Below are 19,129 nucleotides of genomic sequence, written 5' to 3'. Positions count from 1 at the left end.
TTGCACGGTCTTGACGCCGTCGATCAAGCCGCGCATGACACCGCGCATGATCGGCCAGTTGGTGTTGTTGAAGTCGGTCACCTTGGTGCCCGCATAGGTGAAGTTCATCACCGTGGCGTTTTGGCGGGTCAGCTCATTGCCGCATTCGTACATCGTCACGCCGAACGGTGACAGGGTACTGGCAATCGTTTGGCTGGCGGCGCGAGCCGTACTGTAGGCAACATCTTCATTAGGGTAGAGGTTGCCCGATGAGTCGGACAGGCCGACGTTCACCAGGACGAAGAGTGTCATCCCAGCGTTTTCGAACGCTTGGGCCAGCGCGGCTACTGCGTTGAGTTGCCTTGGATCATCCGTACATCCCACGCGGTACGTTGTGCAGCCCAGGGCCTTGAGCATGCTGATGATTTGCGCCGGCGTATAAGCGTAGTCGAAGTGGCCATTCATGCCGTAAAAGGAGCCTACCGCTCCCGGGATCGCGACCCGCGGATCGTTGCACTGCACCCACGTATCGTTTCCGGTCAAGACATAGAACTGACCTCCGGTGCCGCTGTGCCAGACTTTGCCGCCGTACCACAGCAGCAAGCTCACGTTGTAGGTGTTGCCAACGGTTTGACCGTTTCTAAAGATGACGCCGTTGCTCACGGTCCATATCGAACCCAGGCTGTCAGTGATGCTCGAGGCACCCGGGATGGCCGTGGCATCGGCCGAGGCAGTCACGGCGGCATGAGCCGAAACCGCACCCAGGAGGGGGCTACCAGCCAGGGCTGCCAGCCCGGTAAGGAATTGACGTCGTTTTAGCATGTCAGAGCTTGTTCCATCGTCGAAACTCGACGGTAAGGTTAATGAACGCGTTTCTCCCGGTCGGGCCAGTGAGTGTACCTAACCAGCTCAGGCCGATGCATCTTTGTTCGGACAACGAAACAATAGGAACGAACGTTCAGGTGACTCGCGCGCCGAAAGGGGGAATCGAAAGTTGAATCGTCAAACAGCAATCTGACCACGGCCTAAAGAGAATAGGCCGTTAGCGAAAAAGCACTTTGGACAACAGAATGCATCGGAGGTCGAGCTACCGGCATCCCACTTACATCGGTTCTCGCGAGATGAATAGTCAAGCAGTGGATCGAAATCTTGCAAAGAGGTATCTATTTCCGCCTCTGTCGATCACAGTAAAAATCATACCTGAAAAAGCGACGCTTCACAAATAGACAGAGGATTTGCGCTGTTAGCTCCTCGAAGATTGTGCCAACGTAATTCTTTGAGTTGTCTATGCTGAATCGGCGTGTTGCTTGGGCGATTATTTTCGGAACTGGTCGAGCAACTCAGAGCGAGAGGCACGCGTTATCAGCAGGAGCCGTTGCTATGCGCATTATTGCTGGCCGTGTTGTCAGGCGCGACATCATTGAGACAGATGGGGCTTTTCATCGAAGAGCGACTGGGACAGCTCAATGCCCTGTTTGGCACGTCATGAAAGAAAGCGCCCACATGGGTTGGGATTCGTCGGTTTCTGCTGAAGCTTGATGCGACGCAAGTCGAGGAAGTCGTTCGCTTGCATGCCAAAAAGCAGGTGTCGACGCAGCCGGGAATAACGGGCGCAGCCAGACATCCTTGCCCGACTGCGTCAATCGCACTCAGCTGCATGCACGCCAGCGATGAGCCATGTATTTTCACGGGCCGTCTACAGAAATACTCTCAACTTCAAGCACGCGTTCTCTGTTGCACACCAGAGAACTTAACAGCCTTATGTCGAGGTGTCGGTACACCGCAGCCGACGCCGCACGAGCGGCACCTGCAGACATTTCAGACACAGGGACGGCCGGCCCGGCCGGCTTCAATCGGCTACGGTCGGCGCGCTGGTGGAGATTGCTATGAATAAGCCGCTACAAGGCGCTGATGGGCACCCACCTGCGGGCGCGCAAGCTACCTGCCCAACGAATCGAAACCACCATCGGCGTGGCGATGCTCAACCGCATCCTCGACGCTGCACGCCGGAAATTCGTCCGTTATAAGGCGCAGCCAGCGTAGCTGATGGGAAAGGGAAAACTTCGTCCTCGCTCTCCTCCATGCAACAAGGCCGCCAAAAACTGGTCACATCGACCGCTTAATTGCTCTGCGCGAATCACCCAACCAGATGTGGTGAACACGTCTTTAGGTATTCCTCAAAATCAATTGCGACTTCCGGATGTCGCAGCGCGAATTCCACCGTTGCTTTCAGATAACCGAGTTTGCTGCCGCAGTCAAAACGTGTGCCGTGATACTTGTACGCGAGCACTTGCTCGTCGGCGAGCAGTGATTGGATTGCGTCCGTCAGTTGTAGTTCACCGCCGGCTCCCGGCTTCAACGCGCGGATGTGATCGAACACTCGTGGCTTTAGCACGTAACGGCCCACTACGCCGAGATTCGACGGGGCAACTTCCGGCTCCGGTTTTTCCACAATGCCCGATAGTTTGAAAATATTAGGTTCCCATTCCTTGCCGTCGATCACGCCGTACGACTTGGAATTCTCCGCCGGGATCTCTTCCACACCGATTACCGAACTGTGATAGTGATCGAAGACTTCGATCATCTGCGTCATCACCGGCGGCGTGCCGTACAGCAAGTCATCCGCGAGAATCACGGCGAACGGGTTATCGCCGACCAACTTCTCCGCGCACAGCACTGCGTGACCAAGGCCGAGCGCTTCGGCCTGACGTACATAGAAAAAATCGACGTAACTCGGCGTGATACTGCGCACGAGGTCGAGCAGCTTTTGCTTGCCTCGTGCCTCCAGCTCGGCTTCGAGCTCGTAAGATTTGTCGAAGTGGTCCTCGATCGCGCGCTTGCTGCGTCCTGTCACAAAGATCATTTCCGTGATGCCAGCTGCCATGGCTTCCTCGACCGCGTACTGGATAAGCGGCTTGTCAACCACGGGCAGCATCTCCTTCGGGCTGGCTTTGGTCGCGGGGAGAAATCGAGTGCCTAGACCCGCAACCGGGAAAACTGCTTTCGTAACTTTTAACATTTGACGACCCTGATCCTCATATCGTGTTTAAACGTCGAGCCTGAAATCTAATGCAACATCGTTCTGCAAATTCGGAGCCGCGCGACTCTGGCGGCAAAAATCCTTCCAACGCCGCTTAGGCAACGTTGGTGCCCGATGGCCTGGACGGCGCGTGCGAAGCCCTGCGCATTCTGGTCAGATCGAACGTGCGTAATTTCTCAATAGCCAGTCCCACGAACGAACTGATTACACGAATGGCATCATGCCCAAGACCGCCTTGACCCGCGCCGGCGGACTAACCCCCTTGCGAGGGACAGCCGCGATAGCGTCCATGTTATCCGGTCAACGTCAATAGGGTCATATCTATTGAATAGCATTCCTGATCTCATGCTCAAATAGCCGCTCCGAAACGCAGCTTGTATAGGATAGCCGTCGGATCCAAATGGTTTCGGCTGACCCGTTTCTGGTTCGCTTGAACCTGTAGTGAAAATGACAGCATCGCCTACAAAGAGGCAAATCGCGAGAGCCGCGACGACACCGTCCACTTCACCGCGTGGACGGCGATTTACACAATTCATGGCCGTTTTGTCGTTCACTCAAACGCGTTCGTTTTAACGGGCTGCCGCAACCCTCGACGCAATTTTCAGAGCTACTTGGTTACGATCGCGCCGGTCAGACCAGCGTTAATAGCCGGCAACAACAGGTTCAACACGCGGTTGGCGCGGACGAGACCACTGTTGTCGACGTAGACCACATCCTTCGACTGCAGATCGAACTGATTCGCGAGCAACATCGAAACCGGCGACCGGGCGTCGAGGTGATAGATCACCGGCGCGTCCCCGGTTGCCTGGCGGAGCACGAAAAGCTGCTTCGCATCCGACGTTTCCGGGTTGATCTGGCCTGCCTGCGTGAGGGCTTCGCCCAGCGTGAGCGTGCCGTCGCGCAACGGCGACACGGCCTGCGGCTTCATCACTTCGCCCATCACATAGACGGTGTTGTCGTCACGGGCATCCACATGCAGCATGTCGCCCGGCTGCAGCATGATGTCGGCGGGGTTCTTGCCCTGCTTCATCATCTGCGCGACGTTCACGGGATAGGCCGTGCCGTTGCGTGTGATCGTCACGCGGCTCTGGTCGGCGGTCGGCGCAAAGCCGCCCGCGCGGCTGACGGCTTCAGTCAGCGTCATGGGAATGTCGTTGATCGTCTGCGCACCCGGAGCACGCACGTCGCCGTCCACATACACCTGAGACGCACGGAACGACGCCACGCGAACCGTCACCTGCGGCTTGACGAACACTTTGCTCAGCTCGGTGTAGATCTCGCGCTGCACCTCTTCCGCGCGCTTGCCCGCAGCACGGATCGGTTTGTCGATATACGGAAACTGGATGTTGCCCTCGCTGTTGACCACAAATCCAGGCGCCGCATCTGAGGTCTTCGTGTTCTGCGCCGGCTGGCCGACTGCCGCGGCAAGTTCGGGGTGATCCCATACCGTGATCTGCAGCACGTCGCCCGAACCGAGCTTGTAGCCGGCCGGCTTCGCAAACAGATTGAGCTGGCTCTGCACCTTGGTGTCGTTCTTCTGATCCGCGCGGATCTCGCGGACCAGCGCCAGGTCGATCTGCTTGACCGGGATCTGCATGTCGCTCGTCACGTCGCCGTTATCGGCGGTCGTGGCCGGCAGGGTTGGCGGCGTACTCATATGCTGACCCGGCGCCAGAGCGCAGGCCGAAAGCATGGCGGCGAGCGCCATGGCAAGCGTCACACGCGCTCCAAGCATGCCATGATTGTTGTTCGGCGTCGCAGCACCGGATTGTTGTGTCGCATTCATGATGGTATTTGACCACTTCAGTAAGCATTGGTGTGGCGTAAGCCTTTGAAGATCGTCGCGAAAATAATTTTCACATCAAGTCCGAACGACCAGTTCCCGAGGTAGTACAAATCGTGCGCTACGCGTCCCTCCATTTTTTCGATGCGATCGGTTTCGCCCCGAAAGCCGTTCACCTGAGCCCACCCGGTGATGCCAGGCTTGATCCGGTAGCGATGGATGTATCCCGACACAACCTTCTGATAAAGGTCATCGTGCTCGAGTGCGTGGGGACGCGGTCCCACCACCGACATCTCACCGCGCAGAACATTAATGAATTGCGGAAGTTCGTCCAGGCTCGTGCGGCGCAGGAAGCCCCCTACGCGAGTGATACGTGGATCGCCGCGCTTTGCCTGCTCGAGCACGCCGGCCTTCTGTGCATGCAGGCGCATTGTGCGGAACTTGAAGATGCTGAAGACGCGGCCATCGGCGCCCTTACGGTTTTGCTTGAAAAACACCGGACCGCTCGAACTGAGCTTTACCGCGATCGCGCAGGCAAGGAGGATTGGCGACACCGCGAGCAATGCGCCGGCTGCGAAAAGCCGGTCGAAGATATCCTTTTGCATGACGGCCTTCGGCGGCAACGGCGAAGTAGCCAAATTGATGGTCGGCACGCCAAGCAGGTCCATTACGCTGCCTTCGAAGAGCGCGAGCGTTCGCACGTCGGGCATGAAGCGGATGTTGATGAGGTCATTGCGAAATTCGTCAACGAGCTTGAGAAGCTTCGCTTCTTCAGTCATCGGCAGGGCAAGCCAGACTTCGTCGATCTTCTGCTTACGGACGTAACTGGCGAAGGCTTCGTGCTCCTCGAACACCGGCACGCGCGTGTTCATCGTCGCGCCCTCTTGGACGTTGTAGGCGGCCGTCGCTCGGAAGCCCGCGGCCGGCACCGTGTCGATCTTGCGAACGATCGCGTCGCAATGTTCGCCGCAACCGACAACCGCTACCTGCTGCAGGTTTAGCCCCGCGTTGCGCACCCTAGCCAACACGCGATACATGGCTAGACGGCCTGCAATCATCGCGGCGCCGGCCATGCCGGTCCAGTAGACCAACCAGAGACGTGACACGAAGTCGATACGGTGCAGGGAGAACATCAGCGCCAGCGCACAGACCTGCACAATGAGCCAGCTAAGCGCGACCCGCCCGGTGAGCGCGGCCTTCGAGCGGCCGCGCCACGATTCATATACGCCGAACATCGGAAACAAAGCAAGCGCAAGCGCCGCCGCGAAGGCGACGAACGCCGGATAGAAGCTACGCTGAGAAATGTCATCGAAACGGATTTGCGACGCGACGATTGCACCCAATACGATCATCGCGACGTCGAACACTCTCGCCAGTAGGTCTGTTATGCCACGCATTCTGTGTCCTCCGAACCACTAACCTTGTTGCTCTACGGTTGATTGACTGCACGGCCATACTTGTCATCGAACCGGACGATGTCGTCTTCGCCGAGATACGTGCCGGATTGCACTTCAATGATCTCGAGGGGCACACGGCCAGGATTCTCCAACCGGTGACGCACGCCAAGCGGAATGTAGGCCGATTCGTTTTCGCTCAGCAGAAACTCTTCTTCACCGCGGGTGACAAGCGCTGTCCCGCACACGACAGTCCAGTGCTCCGCACGGTGGTGATGCATTTGTAGCGACAGGCGCGCACCCGGATTCACCACGATGCGTTTGACCTGAAAACGCTCGCCGTGATCAATGGAGTCGTAAAATCCCCAAGGGCGGCGAACCTTTCTGTGCATATCTGCTTCGGGTGATTTCTGCTTCTTAATGCGCGACACGAGACCCTTGATGTCCTGCACGCACGAGCGGTCGGCCACCAGCACGGCGTCGTCGGTTTCCACCACGATCAGATTCGTCGTGCCCACACACGCCACGAGCCTGCCGCCTTCCGAACGCGCGTATGTCGCGGTCGCCCCTTCGAACAAAACACGGCCGCTTGCCACGTTGCCGGACTCGTCCTTGTCCATCGCATCCCAGACGGCATCCCACGAACCAAGATCGGACCAGCCCGCTTCGAGCGGAACGACCACGCCCTTGAATGGCGAACCGGGCTTGCCGAGATGCTCCATTACCGCATAGTCAATCGAATCGGACGGCGACTTGGCGAATTGCGCCGCATCTGGACGCGAGTATCCGTCGGCGTTCTTGCCCTGCTGCTGCGCCGAGACACATGCCAGGTACATCTCCGGTTGCAGTTGTTCGAGTACGGCAAGCCATACCGATGCACGCACCACGAAGATGCCGCTGTTCCACCAGTAACTGCCCGCTGCAACGTATTGCGCGGCTAGTTCTGCAGCTGGCTTCTCGACGAAGCGCTCAATGCTGTGAGCGCCGTCTTGCAGTGAATCCCCCAGACGGATGTAGCCAAAACCGGTGTCGGGACGCGTCGGCGGAATGCCGAGTGCAGCAATCTCGCCAGCCTGCGCATGACGCGCCGCGATCTCGATGGCCGCATGCAGTGCAGCGATATCGGCAATAGCGTGATCGGCCGGCATGGCAACGAGGATCGCGTCCTGGCCGTCGGCGCAAGCGGTCAGTGCGGCGAGCGTCAGCGCCGGCGCGGTATCGCGGCGCGCGGGCTCAACCACGATGCGCGCCTTCACGCCGCTCTCGCGAGCCTGTTCGGCGGTGGCGAAGCGATGTTCTTCGCCGCACACGATCACCGGCTCTGCGACGACGTCCCACGCAGCCGGAAACCCCCTCATGCGTAGCACGGTTGCCTGTAACAGCGACTCCGTGCCGATCACGCCGATCAGTTGCTTCGGAAATTGTTCACGCGACACGGGCCAAAGACGCGTGCCCGAACCGCCCGCGAGAATCACCTGCACGAGGCGTCGGCAATCCGCCGCAATGCCTACCGCAGCCATGGTCTGATCGGCTTCTTCGATACTCTGCTTTAGCTTGTCCATTTTCGATTCCTCAATTCGTGAACCCGTTCCCGGGTGATGCTGTCTGCGTTAATTGCTGATTTCGGCTCTGTGAAACCTCTTAGCTCCGTCAACGCCATGACCGCCGTTAACGAGATGCGTTGATTCGAATAAGACATAAGAAGACGCGCGCGTGTCGGCGACTTCACATTCGGTATGCCGTGGGTCAATTCGCACACGCTTGTGGAAAATCTTGGCCAGATCATCCCCGCAGGAGAACGTCCGCTCGAGTCGTACTGAGATCAGCTCGCCGCGGTGCCAAGTTGTCACCCGAGGAAGCCGTGCCCCTGACGGATGCAAGACAACAGGATGAGCGTCGTCGCCAGCCCCGATTGCCGCGAGCTACGAATAACGCGTCCAATACGCGGTAGTGTCGCCCATTCATCTCGTCGGTCCATACTTGTACCGACGAAGGGCATGCCGCGTTCCTGCAATTGACGCATCGGAGGCGCATGTCGCATGCGCAGCAACTCTCCACCGCCAAGATCGGCAACTGTGCCTCAAATAAAGACTCGCGCACGATGCCTCGCTGGCCGGGACAAAACTGTCGAAAAGGCGACTCGCGATGTGGTTGGCTTCACCTTGCGCGCTGCGCTCGCGTAAGAACTTGCTGTACTCATTGACTAGAAAATCCGTTCCCATTGCAGTGCATCATAGGCATCCTCTGACAAGTTAGGACGCTCTTGGCGCAAAGAGGTGACATTCTGGCCGACAATTCGGAGGTTTCAGTGTCGGTGCGTTCCAATACGCAAGCGGGATGCCCGACCGGACGCCGTCCGAGCAACTGTCAAATCTGGTGGGGCGGGCTTGGCGGGATGACTAGGCGGCAAGCAATTGCTGAACCGGGGTGCTTGGTGCTGTCTGTCCCCGGATGGCCATCTTTGAAAGCGATACGCGGCAATAGAGGCGCAAATTTGTAGGTGCCGCGAATGCGAAGCCACGACTGTTCGATTCGTAGACCTAAATGTGACAAACCCAGGCGATCGAGCGCCGCCACGCTCCTTGCTTGGCGGCGCCGCGACTACCGAAGGCGCTAGGGACTCGAGGCGAGAGCAGAGCAGGTCTTCGCGGCCCATTGTTAGGTGACCATCGCTCGCTGCGTGCCATATGCCGGCACGCGTGATTTTTCTCGGACCGGCAGTTGAATACTTCCGGCGGATTCTTTTGCTCAAGTCGAAGCAAGGACGCCGCGCCCATATCCTTTCCTAGAGCAACCGTTCACGTTGTACCGCACGAGGTGGAATGTCGCCAATCGCACGTTCATGCAACTGACCGTCTCAAAAATCGCCCCTGCGTCGCGATACATCATTCCTTTTGTGATCGGCCCACGCTTGATGAATATTCGTGGCTTCCATCGCGCTCGATGGGGTTGCTACTGCGGCATATTACCCGCAGGGTCACAACGTGGCGTCTGTTTTAATTAGATTTGCTTATCGGATGTTCAACTCGTTGCGGGTTTATCAAGGTCCCAGAATTTGTAGAAAGCCATTCTGGACAAGGCTTCGCGCCCGCATCGCCTGAACTGGCTAAAATCCGTGCGCTTTAGTGGTCGAGATGGCGAAAAGCCGGCCACTGCAAGGGATTCCAACGAATTTGAGTCTTGCTCAGTTCGAGCAATGTGTGTGGCCGCATCTGAGCAAAGGCCGTCGCGCCCCCGCGCCCAAATTGACGTTGCATGTGATCTTCAACTACATTTTGCGGGTGCTCTACCTGGGATGTCAGTGGAAGGAATTGCGTTGAAGCCCAGGCTCGGTCGTGTCTGCAATGCACAGCACCACCGCGCAACTTCGCATGCGCGCCGCCGTGCATTGCTCCCAGAGGATTAGATATGGCTCGGCATCTTCGGCGAGCCGCTGCCGGCGGTTGCATATCGCAGCCTGATCCCGCCTGATCCCGCTCGATTTCGTCAAAGTGGACTAGAACATCAAGACCCGCGCCCACAATATCTTCTTAAATACGCTGCTTCAGGCGGGTGTCCTCGGTCTGGTGATGAAGTTGGCCGTGTTCGGCAGCTCGGGTTATCAGTCATCCGCAGGCGCCAGCAACGCCCCGAGATCGACCGTGCCGGACTCGCGCTGCTTATTGGCATGCTGACGAAGAACCTCACCGACGACTTCATGTGGCAGTCCACCATGCTGATCTTCTGGGCGCTGTCGAGGTGATTGCTGGCGCAGTGCGAACCGAAGGTTTTTCCAGCACTGCGGATGCAGGCATGACCTGACTGCACGGCCGCCGCGTGGAGGGATGCTTTCGCACTTCGCCATGTCGAACTGCGACTGATGTGCGAGTCCTCATGGCGTTCGTCGCGCACGCGCATCCTGCGTCGACGCAAAAGTGTCCATCAGTGACTAAAGCTGCGCTTGAGCCGACTTGGTCGACAGTCGCCTAAACCTATGTCTAATAAAATCTTGTGCCGGTTTTTCAAAAAACCGAAAGATGTAATACGACGCAACAAGTGTCACGAACATGAATCCCAGGAAAAACGTCAGGCTGTGAGCAGGAATTGCTTGGTTCGTGTACGCGAAAAATATCGCTATCGTCAGCTGAATTGGAAAATGTATCAGATAACTTGAGTAAGTCATATTACCGGCTGCCTCGACAACGCTCTGAATGGTCGGATGCACGGTAACGTTTCGCGCCGCGATGTAAAGCAGCGTCGGCACATATGTCATCAAGAACAAGAAAGCGAAGGACTTATAGTGGTAAATCCTGGTCACGTACGCCATGACGGGCACGAGAAAGACGGCAGCCAAAGACAGAGCACTGAGCAGATTATGATATTTCGTTTTCTCGAAATATTGGAGCGCGATGGCCGAAAGACCGCCGATATAAAAAAAGCCCAGGCAATCGACAATAGGGGAAGGACCATGGGCTACCCTGGACGCAACGCATAACAGCAAGACAGCTATGTTCACCAGCCAGGATTTTCCAACATAACGCAATACCAAATAGAAAATCATGTAGATTACGACTTCAACAGAAATCGACCAGATCGGGCCGTTGAAACTGTCACCCCTCTGGAATCCCCAGTTGCTTGCGAAGAAAAGCTGAAGAATTAAATGCCGAAAGTCGTTGTTCTGATAAACAAAGTAGAAATTATTTCTAGAAAAATAGATTACCTGGAGCACAGCAACGAGCAGCAGCGTTGCAAAGTGAAGAGGATAGAGGCGTGAGAATCGCAGCACAAAAAATTTTTTGTGATCTATAATTTTTTCCGAGATCGTCCTTCTATATTTCGAGAAAAATATGAAACCGCTGATGCACCAAAAAACCTGAACACCCATATGGCCATAGGTGTAGAAAAAACTGAAAACCGAGTAGAGAGGCTGCTGCTCGCTCACAAAGTCGGTCCGTTTATCGGCGACGTAAAAGAAATGTTGATAGTGCCAAAATAAAACCGACATCGCCGCAATGAAGCGTATTATTTCCAGCCCGAGGAGTTTGTTATTTTTTGGGGCTAAATCCTGCCTTAGGTATTGATGCATAGTATTTCCTTGGCCATTAGGCTTTGTTAGAAGCGGTTGCCAACTGTCGTCGGCCCGATGCGAAGGCCCTTTCGGGGAACGCCTCATCGGTGGCTCATATCCGTCAGCACCGGGCGAAAGCGCCGGCTACTTGGCGGCGGGTTTCTCGACGGTTTCTCCGCGGCCTACGACAGTCTCGAAGAACTGCGCGTAGCGCCGGCAACATGAGGCCCAGCCGAATTCATCGGTAGCCAGGCCGTTGCCCAACTTGCGGGCGATATCGGGCCACGACTGTTGGACAGAACGGACTATCTCCGGGAGTTCGTCAATGCTATTGAACAGCAGAACATTGTCGAATTTATTGGCCGCCCAGATCATGAACGGCGTCGAGCGCGAAATCACCAGCGGCACGCGTCCGATCGCCTCGAAGAACGCTCCGCTCACCAGCATGGAATCTGCCGCGTGCGGAAGAATGAGGACGTCACTGTTCGCGATGCCCTGCGCGAATTCGGCATCAGAGAGGAACTTGGCGTCGAGGCGCACGGCATCCCGCAGCGACCGCTGACTGATGATGCCATTGAGCGTCGCGATGTAGGACTCACTGCCAAGACCCGCGATATACAGGTTGCATTCGGCTGGCCAGACATCGAGCACGGCCAAGATCTGCTTGTACGGGCGAATCGCGCCGAGCAGCGAGAACAAAGGCGCCCCAGTGTCGTTCTTCGACGTGCTCGACGCCTGTCCCGGCACATCCCAGTAGAGCGGATGCGGCAGATATTCGGCGTCGTATCTGGCCTGGCAGTCCGGCGCATGGACTACGCGGAAATCCGCGAGACCGCGCACAAACCTGATCAGCCGAATCGACAGGCGCCTGATGAACCCTGTCGTATCGTGGACCGCATGGTCGTGTTGAAAATAAACGACCTTCGCTCGCCCAATGGACATCAGCGAGCAGTAGAACGCAAAAATAAGACACCCTGGGATGGTCAGATGAGTGCGGCCGTTTTTCCGCTTAAAAGGTCGCAACTCGAGCCAATGAAACACAAGGATATTGTTGGGATTGAACAGCTGAATGAACCCGCCTTGTAGAAGCCCTTTCATGGAGAGAGGCACAACGTCGTAACCAATCGCCCTGAACAAGTCTTTCTGGATCTCTATATAGCGATTCGTGTTGTTGGTGAACGGACACATCATAATCTGGGTGCGCCGTGCAGCTACGGCTTTTCTTTCAATGCCGCCGGATGCGTCCTCGAAGGTCTGCGTCATTTCGTACGGGTCCGGTTGGATTTAACAGTTGCAATGACATGATCGCCAAGCAAACACCGAAGGTAAAATCGCAATCCTTTACGCTTTTAGCTTCTATATTTCGGTATATGCAATCTCGTAAGGAATGCATGGCATTCCAATTGCGGCGCCAACCTCACATGCATGCGCTGCATGCAACGTATTACTCTAGACGTATTGTTGACCAGGTATTAGCACGAGATGTCAGCACAATCGGCCAAACCATCGACCTTTAGGGCCGATTAGGCGGTTGCGCGACCTGCGTGACCACTTTACGTGAAATTTTGCTACGGTGCAGCATAGATTGTTGGGACTGGTAGGTTTTGCTCAACAGGCCGTCGCCTTCCTGGCGAAGTTGACTTGGGTCATTTGCCTCGCAATATCGTTTGTCAGGTGTATATAACTGCGGACCGTTTATTAACAATGTCATGCAAATTGATTTGCGGATTTACTATTCCTCATTGTTCGAGCCACAATAATGCAGAGTGGAGTACTGTTGAGATGCCCGCTACGCCGCCACTTTGGCGGTGTGGCTCTGCATAATCCCGCGCTCCGCATCATCAGCGTTTTGCAGATAACCGCAAAACGCAGAGTACGAACGCGCTCAGATCCTCGAACGCTCGCGGCGAGAAAAGCTGCACTGTGCAAGGCGAGATCAGCGTGTTAAGTGGCGCGCCCTACGGTTACCGCTACGAACGCAAGAGCGACGAGCAGGCAGCGGGTTACGCGGTGATCGACGCCGAGGCGCAGGTGGTCCGCCAAATCGACGAGTTATACTCGGTGACGGGGCTGAGCATCGGTGCCGTAACGCCCCGTTTGAACGAGTTGGGGAGTTCTCACCAAAAAGGGCGCAGCACGCTGGGAGCGGTCCATGGTTTGAGCTATACTTCGCAATCCTGCCTATCGTGGTATGGCCTATTTTGGAAAGACTCAGCAGGCTGTGCGAGAGCGTACCAACAACCGGACACTACGTCAGCGTGGTGGCCTGCCCGCGCACAACCGTGCGAGCCATGAACTGCCGCCCGATCAATGGATTCAGATTCCGGTTCCCGCGCTGGTCGATCCGGATACGTTCGCCCTGGCGCAGGAGCGTCTAGAAAGCAACAAGAAGCACGCGTCGCGTCGGACGATCGAACCCAGTATTCTCCAAGGCCTTGTGCACTGCCGCGAGTGCGGCTACACCCTATACCGGAGCTCGACACGCAGTAGCGCACGTAAGATTTCCTACTACCGCTGCCTGGGCACTGACGCCTGGCGCTACGACGGCCACGCCAAGTGTGAGCAGCGCGCCATCCGACTGGATCTGCTGGGGCACATCGTGTGGTCCGAAATTGTGCGCCTGTTGGAAGATCCCGCCCTCATCTAGACCGAATTGAACCGGCGCCTTGAGACGGCGCGCCATTCGAGTCCGACCAAGCGTCGGAAGGACAACGTCACGCAGGATCTGGCACAAGTCAAAAAAGCGGATGGATCGATTGCTCACCGCGTACCAGGAGGACTTGCTTTCTCTGAACGAGTGACGGCGGCGCATGCCTGCTATGCGATAACGTGAGCAGCGTCTGCAAGACGAGCTTCGCTCGCTCAGTGCCCAGTTGGTTGACCAGGCCGCTTATCTACGGCTGGCGGAAACGCTAACGGCATTCCTGGAGCGTTTGCGCAGCCATGCCGAGACGCTCGATGTTAGGACCGTCAGCGCATCACGAGACTGCTCGTCAAGGAGGGTGTGGTGGCTGACGCAGCCATCGCCATTCACCATTCGATTCCCACCACCGCGCGATCAGACGGCGGAAGCGGAGGATCGTCCCGGCCCCTCGGATCCTCGCAAAGACCTCACGCCGATCAAAGCTATCTTTCGCGTCCGTGGCGTGATGACGCCGCCTTGCCAGCGTGACCGACGCGAACCACTCGCCATTCTTGCGCATGATGGTCAGATCGTTGGGCTTCGCGCCGTCTCCGAAACGATGCTGGCCGCGCGCACGGATCGACATCGCGTCCTTGCCGGCAAATTCAGCCGGAGACGCGAACAGCTGAAATGCCGACCGTCAATCCCTCACCCAATCATCCGGCATATCCAGTTGTCTTATTACTGTTGCCGGAGAGCCTGCCGCCAATGTCTTCGCTGGAATTTCTCCGACGACTATCGAACCCGCCGCAATCACGGAGTGATCACCTATTTTCGACCCAGCCAATATCATTGAATTTGCGCCTATCCAGACATTACTGCCAATCGAAATAGGTGCGCATTTGGTCGGATACTGGGGAGAAACCTGATGAAAATCGGTGTCGTATATGTACGTCATATCTCCTATCTTGCAATTGGCCCCTATTTTTATGGACAACTTTGCACAGAGATTGACCCCGTCGTTCACGAACGTGCCCTGCCCGATCTCCAATACCGCGTCCTTCAGCACCGTAATATACGGTCTTGTCCGAAACGAACGGAATGAACAATTTTCGGCAAGGAGAATTTTACCTTCGTTTTTTATTCTTGGCCACACGCCGGAGTATATGGGCGGGCTCTCGTAAGCCACATTTTGCCAGTTCAATGTTTGTTTTATGAAAAATGTCTTGAATATCGACAACGCGTTTCTAAACAATTGTTTCATTGGATGTCCGTTTATCACTTGAACTATCAATCGCAGGAGTCACTATAACAACTGGTTGCGGGTTTCGATCGGAATCTGGTGCGGTGCTGCCGAAGGGAGAGCGCAAGACTGCGGGAGCGGGAGACGAAGCGATGATTTACACCGTCGCGAGCAGGTTTGGGCATGGAATGGACGCGCAGGATCCCGGCGCGGTGCGCCGAACACAAAGCACATGCATCGGCCGTGAGATCAGTTCGGGCAGTAGTGCCGGAGATTGATCATCGTATAGGCGAGGGTTTTGAATGCGTAGTGCAATTGACTGAGACGCTCGAAGTGAAGCAGCAACCGGCGGAAGACCCGAGAGTCCTCGCTACGCTTTCGACCTGACGACCAGATAAGCCAAGTGCGCGGGCGTCTTCCTTTCCGCACCGTTCATCACCAGAGGTACCTTGAAGCGAACGGACAAGGTGCTTCCATTCCATGTCGCCTGAGCATCTTGCGCGGCGGCCGCCACGCCCGTCAGCGCATCGATGAATGCGACGCTTGCCTGCCCCGAAGCCGGTGTGCTTCCGGTATTGATCTCCACTGTTCGCCACCCCGTTGAAGCACTCACTTGAACCACGATATCCGAACCCGAATACAGGGCGCTGCCCGATGCATCTTCACTGAACTTGAGTGAAGCCGCGAGCGGCGCGAGCGCTCCCGGCAGCGTTTTCCTGAGGACGACGAGCGACTTGCCTGAGACGTTGTAGGTCCGTGGCGGTCCCCTGTGTGTGAGTCTGAAAGGTTCATAGCCGTCCCAGTGATAGACCATCGAAACGTACTTGTCAGGATCGTCCCAGTTCCGTTCGAGTGCCCACACTGCGAAATCGAAAAAATAGCGAGGCAGGTAAAAGGGGTCGATGATAAAGCGATCACCGATTTCCGTTTGCCAGATGCCGCGAGCCGGGCCATTTTTCACATACTTGTCGTAGATCGGGCTGAGATCGTCCACGTTCAGGTAGTGAAAATCGAGGTAATCGACGCAGTCGAGCATGCGTTCGTTCAGCGTCGGGCTACGGTATTCGATCCATTGCGTGAACGTGTCGAGCCCTCCCTGATCGGGCCAGCCGCCGTACACCACGTAAGCCTTGTACTTCCTGATGATGCGCGCGGCAGGAATGTGAATGCGTTCGACATAATCCTGCATTGCCCGCTCGTAAGGCCGGTCGAGCTTGCCATCGTCATCCGGACCGTGCCAGAACGTCGCCTGCGGCAGACCGCCGGACAACTTGCCCGCAGCTTCATTCCAGACCTGAAAATATTTGACGTTATAGGGCGGCGCGGAATACTTGCGTACCGCTGCCTCGACGTAACGTTCCCATGCGCGGACATCCTTGGGCGCCGACTTCGAATCCTTCGGCACCGTCGCGTTCCACCATGGCGTAAAGCCGAGCAGCAGGAGCGAATGGATACCGTTGCGGTTGTTGGCGAGTATAGCGGGCGGCAGATCGCTGATGTAGGTCGGCGAAGTCTTGTCGACGTCCATGATGCTCGATGCCGACTCGCCCTGGCCAGGACCGACAACGTCGCGTCCCCACGTAATGCCCATGTCCTTCCACATGGCGACATCGCCAGGCGCGCTTGCCCAACCGTTGGCACCGATCATCTGCGTAATCATGCGCGCGCCTGTCTTCGGGCGCGCCGCGACCGGCGCCGCGCCCTGCTCCGCCGCGCGAGCAGACTGCAATCCCGAACCTGCCAGCGCCGCAAGTACCCGCAGTACCTGCCGACGCCCACGCCGTACTCCAAATGCCATGCCGCCTCCACACATTGAAATTGCCCGCCGGTGAAGGGTGCGTTGCAAGAGTCTGGCGGTTGTTTTCTCCGCTTATCCGAATAGCGCGACGCGACCGGTAGGTGCAGCGTTTTCGTCCGCAGGGGCGATTTCGAGCGTAGCGCCCCGCGGCGCAACAATCGAATTCGACCTGCGTCGCGTCTTGAAATCATCTCAATCACGAAAATAAGTGAGTTCTTTCTGCGAGCGGTCGATTGTAGGTACATCCTTACTCAAATCGACGCTCAAATAGGCCGGCGTCGGTAAATTCATTAAAACTAGTATTTCTTCATATGCCCAACCCGCCGGACAACGTATTTTCGAGTACGAAAGAAAAGCCTCGACTACGAGTTAGGTCGTTTCCGCCGAAGGGCGTCGCGATGACTCGTCATTTTTGCTTGGCTGCGATCTTCCGCGGATGCCCGGGTTACTTCGTTCAGATTTAATCTGAACAATAAGGGTTTTCCAGATCGTCAATGCTGCAAAATATTGCCCCGTCGATACTGGAATAAATACTTATCCCTCCAAAAGTGTCGGATCGGATCGATATTTTTTTCTTTATCAAAAGTATCCCTTCTTTCATCATAAGAAAATAAGTACTTCTTACCTATACGAGTAAAAGATACTCATATAATTAGAAAAATATTTCCTCATACAACACGTTGGAAGCAGACTTTTGCTAAATAACAGTTCTTGTAACAGATTGTTGGTGCGCTGCCGTACATATGCGTACTATTTACCCCGTGACGTCCGTCACAAGTAATTTATACGGCAACGCGCCGTTAAAAAATGATATCGGCCAGTCGTTTAGGGGACACGTAGCGAAGCAGGTGTAAGACAGCGACGAAGCGCTCATGTGCGAAACGCGGTTTGTTTCGGTGCGCTGCAGCACAAGTCGCCGGACTTCTCGTTTGACCTGCGGGCAATCACTGACTGACGAACTCCAACACGAGTCCGGACGCCAGCACATATTTAGGATTACTGATTGTAATTGAAGACGATGCGTCTTCTCGCAGCCGCCTGTTGCAAGCGCCCATTGCTTAACTCAATTTTTTATCGAGATGCTCTCGACGATGAATAAACTCGCCATGTTAAAACGACGCGAATTCCTTGGTTGCCTGACGGCTCTCGGTGGCAGTTACCTTTTGACCGCATGCGGTGGCGGCAACGGAACTCCCACGAGCGGTGCCGTCGCCAACGCCAGCGGTTCGGATCCGGCGGCGAAGGCCATGGCAGTTGCAAACGCCGCCGTGGCCGCAGCCTCGCCCAACAACACGACCATACCGCCCGCAGCGTCCATCGTCGACACCAGCGGCGCGATCTGGACTCTCGTGAACGGCGTCGTATACCAAAACGGCGCGACGGCCGGTGTCAACTACAACGTGGCGCTCGTCCTCTACTTCGGCAACAGCGTCTACCACAAGACCAATAGCGGCGTGTTCTTTTGCTGGATGGGTTCTTTCTGGAGCCTCACGAGGGATCCGCGCCTGGGTGGAACCTCCCCGGACGGCACCGCCATCCCGTCTGCCACTTACATCATCGACAAATCCAATAACGTCTGGACCGTGGTCGGCGGTGTGATCTACAGAAACAACCAGACCGTGGGCAACACCTACAACGTGAGCTTGCTGCTGTGGTACGGTGGCAAGATATGGCACATCGGCACCAATGTGTTCTTTGTCCTGAGCGGCAACGATACGTGGGTAAGGTGCAGCGATCCGCGCATCCCCACCGCTGCGACGGCGGGCTCCTTCTATGGCGTGAACGGCCATTTCGACTACACCTATACGCCGGCGCAGATCGTCAGCATGCTCAAGGCCCTGGGCTGCACGACCTACCGCGTCGGGACCGGCGCCGACTCTGGGCAACTCAACGTGCTCATCGGCCTGGCCCAAGCATTCAAGGCGGCGGGCATGACGCTGTTCGTGCTGATCGATCATTCCCTGACTGACTCGTCTGGCAACCTTTTCTCGAACGAGAGTGTTGCCTACAGCGCCGCTCGTGCGACCGGCGTCACCGTCGCCGGCGCGTTGGCGCCGTACGGCGTGACAATCTACGAATGCGGCAACGAGCTGACCCGCCAAAACGCCACGGTGATGAATTTCACCTATGCGGGCACGAAGGTGACCGACTTCAACAACACCAACTGGCCGATCATGCGCGGTGTCATGCGCGGCTTGATCGACGGCGTCAAGTCCATACAG

Annotated in this window: 12 protein-coding genes and 1 pseudogene; 3 read left to right on the top strand and 10 right to left on the bottom strand. The window is 56.4% G+C overall.

Annotated elements, in window-relative coordinates; genetic code table 11:
* Positions 1 to 801, bottom strand: a pseudogene (locus EOS_RS36585) (hypothetical protein); the annotation flags it as partial.
* 1,089 nt (positions 802 to 1,890) lie between these two features.
* On the opposite strand from EOS_RS36585, the gene EOS_RS48845 reads away from it, so the two are divergent.
* Positions 1,891 to 2,022 (top strand): hypothetical protein, encoded by a 132-nt coding sequence (locus tag EOS_RS48845; RefSeq protein WP_268760390.1) that lies wholly within the window; start codon positions 1,891 to 1,893, stop codon positions 2,020 to 2,022.
* A 94-nt stretch (positions 2,023 to 2,116) separates the two neighbouring features.
* Here the strand turns inward: EOS_RS48845 and galU are convergent, their stop codons facing one another.
* The 6 genes from galU to EOS_RS36550 all read right to left on the bottom strand — a co-directional run bounded on the left by galU (position 2,117) and on the right by EOS_RS36550 (position 12,506).
* On the bottom strand, positions 2,117 to 2,998 hold the full coding sequence (gene galU / locus EOS_RS36580; RefSeq protein ID WP_047897101.1) for a UTP--glucose-1-phosphate uridylyltransferase GalU: 882 nt from the start codon (positions 2,996 to 2,998) through the stop codon (positions 2,117 to 2,119).
* 628 nt (positions 2,999 to 3,626) lie between these two features.
* Complete coding sequence (locus tag EOS_RS36575) at positions 3,627 to 4,754, bottom strand: polysaccharide biosynthesis/export family protein (RefSeq protein WP_047897105.1); 1,128 nt, start codon at positions 4,752 to 4,754, stop codon at positions 3,627 to 3,629.
* A 68-nt stretch (positions 4,755 to 4,822) separates the two neighbouring features.
* Complete coding sequence (locus EOS_RS36570) at positions 4,823 to 6,199, bottom strand: undecaprenyl-phosphate glucose phosphotransferase (RefSeq protein WP_047897100.1); 1,377 nt, start codon at positions 6,197 to 6,199, stop codon at positions 4,823 to 4,825.
* Between the two features lie 32 nt (positions 6,200 to 6,231).
* Positions 6,232 to 7,716, bottom strand: a complete 1,485-nt coding sequence (locus EOS_RS36565) for a mannose-1-phosphate guanylyltransferase/mannose-6-phosphate isomerase (protein ID WP_235443077.1) — start codon at positions 7,714 to 7,716, stop codon at positions 6,232 to 6,234.
* Between the two features lie 2,408 nt (positions 7,717 to 10,124).
* Positions 10,125 to 11,261, bottom strand: coding sequence for an acyltransferase family protein (locus tag EOS_RS36555; protein ID WP_047897097.1), 1,137 nt, complete (start codon positions 11,259 to 11,261; stop codon positions 10,125 to 10,127).
* Between the two features lie 126 nt (positions 11,262 to 11,387).
* Entirely contained in the window at positions 11,388 to 12,506 is a 1,119-nt protein-coding gene (locus EOS_RS36550; RefSeq protein WP_047897096.1) for a glycosyltransferase family protein, read from the bottom strand.
* Positions 12,507 to 13,407: 901 nt separating this feature from the next.
* Here EOS_RS36550 and EOS_RS46700 point away from each other — a divergent pair.
* A complete protein-coding gene (locus tag EOS_RS46700; RefSeq protein WP_268760391.1) occupies positions 13,408 to 13,890 on the top strand; it encodes a recombinase zinc beta ribbon domain-containing protein in 483 nt (160 codons plus the stop codon).
* Between the two features lie 346 nt (positions 13,891 to 14,236).
* Here the strand turns inward: EOS_RS46700 and EOS_RS46695 are convergent, their stop codons facing one another.
* The 3 genes from EOS_RS46695 to EOS_RS36535 form a co-directional block, all read right to left on the bottom strand.
* Positions 14,237 to 14,512 carry a hypothetical protein gene (locus EOS_RS46695; RefSeq protein WP_053064175.1) on the bottom strand — a complete coding sequence of 92 codons (276 nt, stop codon included), beginning with the start codon at positions 14,510 to 14,512 and terminating at the stop codon, positions 14,237 to 14,239.
* A 54-nt stretch (positions 14,513 to 14,566) separates the two neighbouring features.
* Positions 14,567 to 15,130, bottom strand: coding sequence for an acyltransferase (locus EOS_RS36540; protein ID WP_053064174.1), 564 nt, complete (start codon positions 15,128 to 15,130; stop codon positions 14,567 to 14,569).
* Between the two features lie 349 nt (positions 15,131 to 15,479).
* On the bottom strand, positions 15,480 to 16,907 hold the full coding sequence (locus EOS_RS36535) for a hypothetical protein (protein WP_082163656.1): 1,428 nt from the start codon (positions 16,905 to 16,907) through the stop codon (positions 15,480 to 15,482).
* A gap of 1,091 nt (positions 16,908 to 17,998) precedes the next feature.
* Here EOS_RS36535 and EOS_RS36530 point away from each other — a divergent pair.
* Positions 17,999 to 19,129, top strand: a 1,131-nt coding sequence (locus EOS_RS36530; RefSeq protein ID WP_152693248.1) for a hypothetical protein, incomplete at its 3' end; no start/stop codon positions are given.

Origin of the sequence: Caballeronia mineralivorans PML1(12) (genome assembly GCF_001028175.1) — a bacterium.
Lineage (GTDB): Bacteria > Pseudomonadota > Gammaproteobacteria > Burkholderiales > Burkholderiaceae > Caballeronia > Caballeronia mineralivorans.
This window is presented reverse-complemented; position numbering and strand designations above follow the sequence as displayed.

What these genes read in the sequence shown, in the direction of transcription:
- EOS_RS48845 (WP_268760390.1), top strand. Translation starts at nt 1,891, where the DNA reads ATGGGCACCCACCTGCGGGCGCGCAAGCTACCTGCCCAACGAATCGAA.
- galU (WP_047897101.1), bottom strand. Translation starts at nt 2,998, where the DNA reads ATGTTAAAAGTTACGAAAGCAGTTTTCCCGGTTGCGGGTCTAGGCACT.
- EOS_RS36575 (WP_047897105.1), bottom strand. Translation starts at nt 4,754, where the DNA reads ATGCTTGGAGCGCGTGTGACGCTTGCCATGGCGCTCGCCGCCATGCTT.
- EOS_RS36570 (WP_047897100.1), bottom strand. Translation starts at nt 6,199, where the DNA reads ATGCGTGGCATAACAGACCTACTGGCGAGAGTGTTCGACGTCGCGATG.
- EOS_RS36565 (WP_235443077.1), bottom strand. Translation starts at nt 7,716, where the DNA reads ATGGCTGCGGTAGGCATTGCGGCGGATTGCCGACGCCTCGTGCAGGTG.
- EOS_RS36555 (WP_047897097.1), bottom strand. Translation starts at nt 11,261, where the DNA reads ATGCATCAATACCTAAGGCAGGATTTAGCCCCAAAAAATAACAAACTC.
- EOS_RS36550 (WP_047897096.1), bottom strand. Translation starts at nt 12,506, where the DNA reads ATGACGCAGACCTTCGAGGACGCATCCGGCGGCATTGAAAGAAAAGCC.
- EOS_RS46695 (WP_053064175.1), bottom strand. Translation starts at nt 14,512, where the DNA reads ATGTCGATCCGTGCGCGCGGCCAGCATCGTTTCGGAGACGGCGCGAAG.
- EOS_RS36540 (WP_053064174.1), bottom strand. Translation starts at nt 15,130, where the DNA reads ATGAAACAATTGTTTAGAAACGCGTTGTCGATATTCAAGACATTTTTC.
- EOS_RS36535 (WP_082163656.1), bottom strand. Translation starts at nt 16,907, where the DNA reads ATGGCATTTGGAGTACGGCGTGGGCGTCGGCAGGTACTGCGGGTACTT.